Source organism: Streptococcus sp. 1F3, assembly GCF_054968985.1.
Map to the genome: position 1 here is coordinate 1 of NZ_JBUEQR010000116.1, position 9,494 is coordinate 9,494.

The 9,494-nt window shown below is 42.4% G+C and carries 7 protein-coding genes; 5 read left to right on the forward strand and 2 right to left on the reverse strand.

What is annotated here, in order from left to right:
* Positions 1-464: 464 nt before the first annotated feature.
* Together lctO and ACVPON_RS09865 are read right to left on the reverse strand one after the other, a co-directional pair.
* Positions 465-1,601, reverse strand: coding sequence for an L-lactate oxidase (lctO, locus tag ACVPON_RS09860; RefSeq protein WP_462878457.1), 1,137 nt, complete (start codon positions 1,599-1,601; stop codon positions 465-467).
* Positions 1,602-1,831: 230 nt separating this feature from the next.
* Entirely contained in the window at positions 1,832-2,830 is a 999-nt protein-coding gene (locus ACVPON_RS09865) for a YdcF family protein (protein WP_462878458.1), read from the reverse strand.
* 879 nt (positions 2,831-3,709) lie between these two features.
* Here ACVPON_RS09865 and ACVPON_RS09870 point away from each other — a divergent pair.
* The 5 genes from ACVPON_RS09870 to ACVPON_RS09890 all read left to right on the forward strand — a co-directional run bounded on the left by ACVPON_RS09870 (position 3,710) and on the right by ACVPON_RS09890 (position 8,903).
* Complete coding sequence (locus ACVPON_RS09870) at positions 3,710-4,162, forward strand: MarR family winged helix-turn-helix transcriptional regulator (RefSeq protein ID WP_462878459.1); 453 nt, start codon at positions 3,710-3,712, stop codon at positions 4,160-4,162.
* Positions 4,159-5,922: an ABC transporter ATP-binding protein gene (locus ACVPON_RS09875; protein ID WP_462878460.1), complete on the forward strand. Its 1,764-nt coding sequence runs from the start codon at positions 4,159-4,161 to the stop codon at positions 5,920-5,922. The genes ACVPON_RS09870 and ACVPON_RS09875 overlap by 4 nt, the downstream gene beginning before the upstream one ends.
* A complete protein-coding gene (locus ACVPON_RS09880) occupies positions 5,912-7,660 on the forward strand; it encodes an ABC transporter ATP-binding protein (protein ID WP_462878461.1) in 1,749 nt (582 codons plus the stop codon). The genes ACVPON_RS09875 and ACVPON_RS09880 overlap by 11 nt, the downstream gene beginning before the upstream one ends.
* A gap of 290 nt (positions 7,661-7,950) precedes the next feature.
* Positions 7,951-8,391 carry a CoA-binding protein gene (locus ACVPON_RS09885; RefSeq protein WP_462878462.1) on the forward strand — a complete coding sequence of 147 codons (441 nt, stop codon included), beginning with the start codon at positions 7,951-7,953 and terminating at the stop codon, positions 8,389-8,391.
* Entirely contained in the window at positions 8,391-8,903 is a 513-nt protein-coding gene (locus tag ACVPON_RS09890) for a kinase (protein ID WP_462878463.1), read from the forward strand. The genes ACVPON_RS09885 and ACVPON_RS09890 overlap by 1 nt, the downstream gene beginning before the upstream one ends.
* Positions 8,904-9,494: the final 591 nt, after the last annotated feature.

Genomic DNA, 9,494 nt, shown 5'->3' on the forward strand with positions numbered 1-9,494 from the left:
TTCATTATAAGTCATATGGGACTTTTTTTCTATACTCAAAAAGGCTCCATAATCTCTACAGTGGATTTACCCACTACAGAAATTATAGAGCCTTTTTATTTATCCAATGTCTTATCGGGTAATCCACCCACATTCTATATTCCTCGACTATGGGTGTTAGCTAAAGCTAGAGTAGCTGCCTATCTTTTTATACTCATTTTGTTTCCCTTTTATTACTTCAACGATTGCGGAAATTCCGTTTCCTTATTTCCAACTTCCAATCATCTAGAAGATGATTGGAACTCGTTTTGCCGTACTCTACGATTGTTACTGACTATCGTCAGTATGATTTCCAACCTTCAACAGTCATTAGACTGTTGAAGCAGTCTGCAGCTCCTTGCCTAGTACTAAAAGGAAACGAAACAACTATAACATAGCCCTTATCTAAATTTAGTTCAGCTGTAAATAGAGACTGAAAGATGAGGTTAATCCAATTTTAAGGCATCTTGGTTGAAAGGAATAGAAGAATCGTATGGATTGTGGCGAAGTTTGAAGTGTTTCACATCATCAATCGTTTGTGTACCTGCCAACTGCATCACCATCTTGAGTTCTTCGTTAATCTTTTCAAAGACTTGGCGGGTACCGATGCTACCTCCCATAGCAAGTCCGTAGACTACTGGACGACCGAGGGCAACGAGATCTGCTCCAGAAGCAAGGGCTTTAAAGACGTGTTGACCACGGCGAACACCTGAGTCAAAGACAATCGGTACACGTCTGTCAACTGCTTCAGCCACTTCTTGAAGGGAGTCAAAGGCAGCTGGTCCACCGTCAAGTTGACGTCCACCATGGTTGGTAACCCAAATACCTGATGCACCGGCATTTAAAGCACGGAAGACATCTTCAGCACACTGGGGACCTTTGACATAGACTGGAAGTCCAGAGTATTGGGCGATGTATTCGACATCTTTTGCTGAAAGTGCCTGCTTAGCTGAACGGTAGACATAATCCATGGTCTTACCTGCACCGTCTGGAAGGTATTCTTGTACGATTGGCATGCCGACTGGGAAGACAAAGCCATTGCGCTTATCTACTTCACGGTTTCCTCCAACTGTAGCATCAACTGTTAAGACGATTGCTTTTACGCCTTGTTCTTTCACGCGATCCATGATATGGCGATTGATGCCATCATCTTTGCTGTAGTAGAACTGGAACCACTGAGGAGCTCCATTAAGAGCCTGTGTGATATCAGGAATATCAGTAGTAGAGTAGGAACTGGTTGTATAAATGGTACCAAATTCACTCACACCTTTGGCGCTGGCTACCTCACCTTGTTCATTGGCTAGTTTATGAGCAGCAACGGGAGCCAGAATGATTGGGGCAGTTAGTGTGTCTCCGTCATATGTAACCTCAGTAGACGGATTTTCAACTCCCTTTAAACTGTGAGGAACAATCAATTTATGGTTAAAGGAACGAATGTTTTCATGCAAAGTAAAGGTATCTCCAGCCCCGCTTGCAATATATCCGAATGCCCCTTTTGGAATGACACCTTGTGCCATTTTTTCGAGATCAAAGACATTGACAAATTCAACTGGACCTTCTGCGTTACTTGTTTTGAAATCCATACGGTTTTCCTCTAAATCTAGACTAGATGTACTTTCTAATAAAAATCTATTTTTGTTAGCGCTTACAATGAATAGTATAGCAATTTCTGAAAGTAGTGTCAATCATTTTGTCCTAATCATGTGAAAAAATCACAAGTCTATGTTGAAGGACTTGTGATGTTCTTATGTTCGTTTACTTGGAGAATTGTTGTGATATCGTAAGGTCAATACTGGCTCGAAAAAGGTCATGGTTATAAGGAAAAGAATGACTGAATCCAAGATAGAATCTGTAGTCCGATGATGACAGCATGCCATTTCCAATACAGGAGAAAGAGACCAGCTGTTTCACGAATCCAGGCGCTAGGTAGGTAGTAGAGGGCTGTTTTAGAGCCGACACTTCGACCTTTAAGCCTTAGTTTACGCATGTAAACCCCAGCTCGTAAAGAATGAAAGCTATTGGTCACAACAAGAAAATGTGGTTTAGTATCTGGGCTTTTGCCGATGAGCTTTTGAGAAAAAGTCAGATTTTCGAGGGTCGTTGTGGACTGGTTTTCAAGGAGGAGTTTATCGCCTGCCACTCCCTTATCTAGCAGATAGCGTGCCATGGCTTCTGCTTCAGAAATGGCTTCATCCTTTCCTTGACCGCCAGAAACAATGATGATAGGCTGTTTGCTAAATTTTTCATAGTAGAAAAGTCCCTTGTCTAAGCGTTGGGCAAGGAGGGGAGGAACCTTATTTCCAATTAGCCCAGATCCTAGCACAATGATATAGTCTGGTTGGTAGGTGAGGGGGAAGAGATTGTAAAAAAGCCCATAGCTGACATAGGATAGGTAGATAAAACTTCCGTAGATGAGCAGATTGTCCAGTAATTCGGTGATCTTTTCAATGAGGAAGTAACTGTTCAGAAAGTGCAGAGCAAGGGTCACGAGGATGGAAAGACCATAAAAGAGCGAGAGGAGATTGCTTAATCTGCGTCCTTCAAAGGTCATCATCTGTTTTCCATTGAATAGGAGGTAGAGGGTTGAGAGGACGACACTTAGTGGGATGAGCAAGAGCCCACCGATGAGGATCATGATCGCTGTCTGCTTATCCCAGAGGCTGAGTTGGACGACAAAAAATCCTGCGATGATAAAAGCAAAGAGGAGTAAGACAAACAAAAAGAGGTAGGCATTGATGAGGCGTCTTGGTTCTAAGAGAAAGAGCACCATAAATAAGAGAGCAGGTATAAGCCAAACAAGGTGAAGAATCATAAATGTGAAGACCTTTCCTTTTGATAAGTGAAGAAATAGATTTAGTGAGAACCTGTATTCACAAGTAAAATACTTTATATAAAAGAGTGTTTTTTGAGTATAAGTCCTGTGGACGATAGCAGGTGGGAAATAGAGCCTGCAAAAGCAAGTGACCATCGTAGTGTACGGCAAGGCGACGCTGACGAGGTTTGAAGAGAGTTTCAAAGAGTAGGAACTGTGAATACAGGTTCTTAGTATAGCATAAATCCTTGAACTAGAAAAGATGATGATAGTCATTCACTTTCCATTTTAAAATGCTTGGCTTTAAATAAGATACGGGAGCCTATATAGTTGTTTCGTTTACTTTTAGTACTAGGCAAGGAGCTACAGGCTGCTTCAACAGTCTAATGACTGTTGAAGGTTGGAAATCATACTGACGACAGTCAGTAACAATCGTAGAGTAGGGCAAAGCGAGTTCCAATCATCTAGAAGATGATTGGAAGTTGGAAATAAGGAAACGAAGTTTCCACAATTCATCTAGAAGATGATTGGAAGTTGGAAATAAGGAAACGAAGTTTCCACAATTCATCTAGAAGATGATTGGAAGTTGGAAATAGAGAAACGGAGTTTCCACAATCGTCGAAGTAATAAAAGTTAAACTAAATGAGTATAAACAGCAAATGACAATGAGGAGACATGACAAAGAAGCAAGGTAAAAGTTTACTTTACAAATTCTTACTTCCAAGCTCTTAGTCTTGGTTCGGTTCAAGTAGAAGGATAGACCGTGAAGTGAAGCGATTACAAAAAAAGAAATCGTTCCTATGAGAACTTTTTTCTTGACAAGCACTTGGAAAATGCTAAAATAGTTCTCATGGTAACGAAAAGAGAAAGGAAACTGCTATGACGACAGATCCGCTTCAAGAATTTAAAAGATTGGCGCATAAGATGGGCTCTGCTGTCCATTCGGTTGCTCGAGATGCTGATATGGAATTATTGGGAGGTCCACAAGGGCATGTGCTGTACTATCTTGCCCACCATGAGGGGGAGGAAATTTTTATCAAGGATATTGAACACCATCTGAAAATTTCCAAATCTGTAGCCAGTAATCTTATCAAGCGCATGGAAAAAAATGGCTTTATCGTAGTAGAGGCGTCTAGGGTTGACAAACGCAAGAAGATTGTTCGGATGTCAGATGCTGCCAAGGAAAAGAGCCAGAAGATGAGTGATTTTTGGAGCAAGGTACGCCAGCAGTTGCTTGTGGGGATTGCAGCAGAAGATTTAGCAGTCTTTTCAAAAGTTATCCGACAGCTTCATCATAATTTAGAAAGAATTGAGCAGAAAGGAAAAGAATGAGTAAACTATTTAAACGCTTAAATAGCAAAGAGTGGTTGATGATTTTAGCGAGTGTTGCCTTTGTCTGTCTGACTGTTTGGCTAGAGTTAGAAATTCCGAGTTACATGTCTGAAATCACCCAGCTCTTGCAGTTGCCCGATACGACAACTTCGGAACTTTGGTCCCCGGGGCTCAAAATGCTAGGTTTGTCTTTTGCAAGTTTTGGTGCCTCTGTGATGGTTGGTTTTATGGCATCGCGCTTAGCTGCGAGCTTTACCACTCGTTTGCGAAAGGATATTTTTCACCGTGTCTTGGATTATTCAGATGCTGAAGTCAAGCGCTTTAGTATTCCGAGTTTATTGACACGGACGACCAATGACCTGACCCAGATCCAGCTCTTGTTTACCATGGGCTTACAGGTCGCGACACGTGGACCGATCATGGCTATTTGGGCATTGAGTAAGATTGTCGGGAAATCTGATTCTTGGCTTTGGGCGGTGCTTGTAGCAGTCTTGATTAACCTTATCATGATGACCACCTTGGTTACCCTAGCCTTTCCCAAACAAACGGTTGTCCAAAAACTGACCGACCGTTTAAATAGCGTTACCCGTGAGGGGTTGACAGGTATTCGTGTCGTTCGTGCCTATAATGCAGAAGATTATCAAGATGGAAAGTTTGCGCAGGCTAATGAAGAGTTAACTGCTCTCAACTTATTTGTCAGCCGTCTAATGGCTCTGATGAATCCTGTCATGATGACTATTTCGAGCGGTCTTAGTTTGGCGATCTACTGGATTGGAGCCTATCTCATCAATACGGCTGACCTATCGGACAAACTACCACTTTTTAGCGATATGGTCGTCTTCATGTCCTATGCCATGCAAGTGGTCATGGGCTTCATGATGATGAGTGCCTTGTTTATCATCTTGCCCCGTGTCTTGGTCTCAACCAAGCGGATCAATGAAGTGTTGGATTTGACCTCTTCTATCGTATCTCCTCAAGCATCTCCTGCTGGAGGGGATGTGAATCAGATTGTCTTTGATGATGTGACCTTCCGTTATTCTGATACCTCAGAACCTGTGATTGAGTATATTACCTTTACGGCAAAAGCGGGTGATACAGTAGCTTTTATCGGCTCAACTGGTTCTGGGAAATCTACCTTGATGAACTTAATTCCACGGTTTTATGACGTGAGTGAGGGACGAATTTTGCTGGATGGTGTGGATGTAAGAGACTATAGTCAAGCAGACCTGCATGCTAAGGTGGGCTATATTCCTCAAAAGGCGGTGCTATTCTCAGGAGATATTCGCAGTAATATTGATTTTGGAGAAAGCAAGGAGAGCCCCCTTACAGATGAAGCGATTTGGGATGCCTTGGATCTGGCACAGGCGAAACGTTTTGTCGAAGAAAAAGAAGAAGGGCTCTCTTCACCTGTTGCCCAGTCTGGAAGCAATTTTTCAGGTGGTCAACGCCAGCGCTTAGCGATTGCACGCGCGCTTGCTCGTAAGCCAGAAATCTTGATTTTTGATGACTCCTTTTCTGCCCTTGATTATCGAACGGACCGTACATTACGGGAGGAGCTTGCGACACGCACTATAGGGATGACGAAGTTGATTGTAGCCCAGCGGATTTCGACCATTATGGATGCGGATCAAATCTTGGTTCTTGACAAGGGTAAGGTTGTCGGTCAAGGAAGTCACAAAGAATTACTTGCAACGAACGAAGTCTATCAAGAAATTGCTTACTCTCAATTATCGAAGGAGGAATTGGAAAATGAATCATAAAACATCTTCTTTCTTTAGCCAGATGAAGCCCCATATCAAGGGTTTCCAACTTCCCTTTGTAATGGCGGTGTTTGGAGCAGTTGTCTCTAGTGTGATTACAGTTATTGGTCCGGACAAATTAAGCGAGATTACAGACCTCATCACTAAGGGCTTAATGACAGAGATTGATACGGCTAAAGTATCTGCCATTGCTACGTCCTTAGCGGTTCTCTATGGAATTGGGGCAATGGTCAACTACGCCCAATCCTTTACGATTTCAACGATTGTTCAACAGTTTTCAAAACGTCTACGGACAGCGATTGCTAAAAAGATCAATCGGCTTCCCTTGGGCTATTTTGATCGTCATTCCCAAGGGGATACCCTATCTCGTGTGACCAATGATGTGGATACGGCTAGCCAGTCTCTGAACCAAAGTTTGGGAACGGTTCTTTCTTCTACGATTCTGTTACTTGCTGCCTTGATCATGATGTTCAAGACCAATCTGGTGTTGTCCTTTGTGGCGATCGGATCAGTCCTATTTGGCTTTGTCTTTGTTAGCCTTATCATGAGGCGGGCACGAGGTTTTTTCAAAAGCCAGCAGGCGAATCTTGCCAAAGTCAATGGTTATGTAGAAGAGATGTATTCTGGTCATCAGGTTGTGACCAGTTACCATGCAGGGCATGAGGTAAAAGAGCAGTTTGAAGCCCTTAACCATGCTTTATATGGCAGTATGTGGAAGTCTCAGTTTATTTCCGGGATTATGATGCCTATGATGATGTTTATTGGGAACTTCGGCTATGTCATGGTTGTGGTGGCTGGGGCAGCTTTGACCCTAAATGGTCATGCGACGATGGGGACGATCGTTGCCTTTATGGTCTATGTTCGGATCTTTTCCCAACCCCTGTCTCAGATTGCGCAAGGCTTGACTGTCTTACAATCTGCTAGCGCTGCTATGGGACGTGTCTTTGAGTTCTTGAATGAAAGAGAAATGGAAGATGACCGTGAGACCCCACGACAGCTAGCTTCTGTAAAAGGGGATGTGACCTTTGAGCATGTGTCTTTTGGTTACTCGCCCGATAAGACCATTATCCATGATTTTTCAGCTAGGGCTAAGGCAGGGCAAAAGATTGCCATTGTTGGTCCAACTGGTGCTGGGAAAACAACTATTGTGAATCTCTTGATGAAATTCTATGAGATAAACCAAGGACGGATTTTAATTGATGGTGTAGATACCAAGACCATGAGACGGTCTGAGGTCCATGACGCCTTTAGCATGGTCTTGCAAGATACCTGGCTCTTTGAAGGAACGATTAAGGAAAATCTGATATACAACCAGCCAGATATTTCAGACGAGGCAGTGATTCAGGCAGCAAAAGCAGTAGGAGTTCATCATTTCATTATGACCCTACCAGATGGTTATGAGACTAAACTGGATGATACAGTTACCTTGTCTGTTGGTCAAAAGCAGTTATTGACTATTGCCCGTGCACTTTTAAAAGATGCGCCACTTCTCATTCTTGATGAGGCAACCAGCTCTGTCGATACACGGACGGAAGAATTGATTCAAAAAGCTATGGACAGACTGATGGAAGGCAGGACTTCTTTTGTCATTGCCCACCGCTTATCTACTATTCGGAACGCTGATTTAATCCTTGTGATGAAAGATGGAAACATCATCGAGCAAGGCAACCACGATGTCCTCATGCAGGAAAATGGCTTTTATGCCAACCTATATAACAGCCAATTTAGTGAAGAGTAAAAGCCCGTTTCAGCCCGAGCCTTAAATGGAAGTACTGAACGGTGAATACAGGTTCTTAGCCTTGTACCTCGAAATCTGAAAGTGGACTTGCTAGCGTGACAGTTTTTACTTCGTTCTTGAAAGATAGTAGGGGAAATAGCTAAGGGGTTTGAGAGTCATTCTGCTCTCAAATCTTTTTATCGGTCTTTTGGTTTATGTAGGATAGTCATAGTCAGTAAAACTCAAATTCTGTCCGGCTTGTTCATCTTCTAGTATTCCGTGGTATAATAGAGAAAAAAGGAGGAAGTACCATGTACCAATTTCAAAATCCAACCGACCAACAGATTCAAGACTATCTAGCCAATAGCAAAACGATTGCGGTCGTAGGTTTATCTGATAAGGATGAAGCGGTCAGTAAGCGTGTTTCTAAATATATGCAGGATATAGGCTATCAGATTATTCCTGTCAATCCTCGCTTGGCTGGTGGTGAGATTCTAGGTGAGAAAGTGTATGCTAGTCTTTCAGAGATTCCGCTAGTAGTTGATATTGTCAATGTCTTTCGTAAGAGTGAGTATTTGGCAGCTGTAGCGCGTGAATTTGTGACTGTTGATGCCCGTGTTTTCTGGGCGCAATTGGACTTGCAAAGTCAAGAAGCTGCAACTATTTTACAGGCGGCAGGTCGTGAACATGTGGTCATGAATCGCTGTATTAAGCGGGAATATGCTCGTCTTATAGAAAGCCCTGTGAACTGATGGCTACGCTTGTAATGATTCGGGGGAATTCTGGTTCTGGCAAGACCAGCTTAGCAGAGGCTTTACAACTCCATTATGGTCGTAGGACCTTGCTTATCTCCCAAGACACTGTTCGTAGAACGATGCTAAGAGAAAAGGTGACACCTGGCAATCTTTCGATTTCTCTGACAGAAACGATTGCTCGTTTTGGATATGCAGAGGATTTACTGGTCATTCTCGAGGGATTTTATGAGGCAGAAATTTATGGAGAGATGCTAGCAAGATTGCGCGACCTCTTTGCACCTCGGATCTTTGTTTATTATTATGATATTCCATTTGAAGAAACGGTCAAGCGACACGCCACTCGAGCTAAAAAAGAGGACTTTACAGCAGCTGATATGAAACGTTGGTGGATAGATAAAGACTATCTTGCTTGGGAGGAAGAGGTACTTATGACAGCAGAAATGAGTTTGGAGGAAGCTTTTGACATGATTTGTAAAACGATAGAAGGAGATAGTGGTAGAGTACTATAGTTTCTAAAATAATCGTTTACTTTTTAGTTGTCATTCGTTAAAGTGAGGCTTGTTGTCTATCTCTTTCATACAGAGTGCCATCTAAACTCAGTCAAGTAAGATGTGATGATATACTCATTTAGTTTAACTTTTATTACTTCGATGATTGTGGAAACTCCGTTTCTCTATTTCCAACTTCCAATCATCTTCTAGATGATTGGAACTCGCTTTGCCGGACTCTACGATTGTTACTGACTATCGTCAGTATGATTTCCAACCTTCAACAGTCCTTAGACTGTTGAAGCAGCCTGCAACTCGTTGCCTAGTACTAAAAGTAAACTAAACAACTATAGTAGCCAATGTTTAAGTTAGTGACTTGTATCTGGATTCGTAAAGCGAGGCTTATACTCTTTAAAAATCAAAAGGATCCTTCGTCAACTTTTGATTTTTATTGAGTATTATAATGGCTGCAGTAAAGTAGGTGATGGAGGGGAGTTACAAAAAACTCCCCTCCGTCTGATATACTCCCCTTATAGTGGACAGTGAAAAAACAAAAATTCACTAGAAGCTAAAGGGGAGTTTTCCTATGTCTAAAAGAAGTCCAAAGTCAGT

Bases quoted from the DNA above. Each gene is read 5' to 3' on its own strand.
- lctO (WP_462878457.1), bottom strand. From the start codon at position 1,601: ATGGATTTCAAAACAAGTAACGCAGAAGGTCCAGTTGAATTTGTCAAT.
- ACVPON_RS09865 (WP_462878458.1), bottom strand. From the start codon at position 2,830: ATGATTCTTCACCTTGTTTGGCTTATACCTGCTCTCTTATTTATGGTG.
- ACVPON_RS09870 (WP_462878459.1), top strand. From the start codon at position 3,710: ATGACGACAGATCCGCTTCAAGAATTTAAAAGATTGGCGCATAAGATG.
- ACVPON_RS09875 (WP_462878460.1), top strand. From the start codon at position 4,159: ATGAGTAAACTATTTAAACGCTTAAATAGCAAAGAGTGGTTGATGATT.
- ACVPON_RS09880 (WP_462878461.1), top strand. From the start codon at position 5,912: ATGAATCATAAAACATCTTCTTTCTTTAGCCAGATGAAGCCCCATATC.
- ACVPON_RS09885 (WP_462878462.1), top strand. From the start codon at position 7,951: ATGTACCAATTTCAAAATCCAACCGACCAACAGATTCAAGACTATCTA.
- ACVPON_RS09890 (WP_462878463.1), top strand. From the start codon at position 8,391: ATGGCTACGCTTGTAATGATTCGGGGGAATTCTGGTTCTGGCAAGACC.